This is a genomic window from Halomonas sp. AOP7-B1-5, assembly GCF_052353045.1.
Lineage (GTDB): Bacteria > Pseudomonadota > Gammaproteobacteria > Pseudomonadales > Halomonadaceae > Vreelandella > Vreelandella colorata.
In genome coordinates, this window is record NZ_JBQTDC010000114.1 from 1 (window position 1) to 1,083 (window position 1,083).

At 48.0% G+C, this 1,083-nt stretch carries 1 protein-coding gene; it reads left to right on the plus strand.

What is annotated here, in order from left to right:
* The first annotated feature begins 60 nt into the window (after positions 1-60).
* Positions 61-1,076, plus strand: a protein-coding gene (locus tag ACT3XD_RS19605) for an IS630 family transposase (RefSeq protein ID WP_172116735.1) whose coding sequence is annotated in 2 segments (ribosomal slippage) — positions 61-448 and positions 448-1,076 — 1,017 coding nt in all. Because the reading frame shifts where the segments join, the coding sequence is not laid out codon by codon here.
* The last annotated feature ends 7 nt before the right edge of the window (positions 1,077-1,083 follow it).

Here is a 1,083-nt window from a genome sequence, read left to right on the forward strand (position 1 = left end):
TAAGTGAATCCGCATAAGTTATGGTGTATAAAGCGAGGCTTATAACAAGGGAGATGCACCATGTCTCGTCGCTTGCGCTTCATTTCTTTGACGCCCGACCAGCAACCTATCGTTAATGACGCCTACCAGCATGGTGAAAAGAGAGCACTACGCCGCAGAGCCCACGCCATCTTGCTCAGCCACAAAGGCCATACGATTAACCAGATTCGCGACATCCTCGGGGTTAAACGCGATACGGTGTCTACTTGGTTATCCCAATGGGAAAAAGACGGTATTGAAGGCCTTCAAGATAAACCTCGTGAAGGACGACCTAGCCTTCTCAACGAAAGCGAGCTTGCTGTGTTACAGCAACTTGTTGAAGAGCACCCGCATCAATTACCTGTCCTCCATGCTAAGTTTCAGGATAAGACAGGTAAAGTCGTCAGCCAGGACACGTTACGTCGTGCATTAAAAAAAACGGCAACAGTTGTAAGCGGGTACGCCGCTCATTGACTGCGCTGCGTGACGAAACGGATTTTCGTCGTACACAAGGCTTGATCAATGCTTTGAAGGAATGGGAAGACAATGGCGAGTGTGATCTTTACTTCTTTGATGAAGCTGGCTTCTCTCAATCATCATCACTTCCCTATGCATGGAGCCCGGTAGGTAAGCCTTGGGAAGTGACCGCCTATTCACGTAGCAAGCGGCTCAATGTGCTGGGCTTTCTCACCAGGAAAGGTAGCTTTTTCCATCGTATGACAACCGAGTCAGTGAAGACAGAGACCGTTATAGAAGCGTTCGATCAGTTCGCGGCACAGAAAAGTCCTGACGCCTTCGCCGTCGTTGTACTGGACAATGCCAAAATGCACCGTTCCAAAGCTTTCCAGCGCAAAATCATCGATTGGATGGCACACCGCATTCATCTGGTATATCTGTCGCCTTATTCGCCGGAGCTGAACCTGATCGAAATTCTTTGGCGTGAAATCAAATACAAGTGGTTACCGCTGACAGCCTACAGTTCGTTCGACAAGCTCTGTGAAGCGGTCAAAAACGTATGTGATAATTACGGAAAAAGTAACTCGATAACTTTTGCATAACCACTTA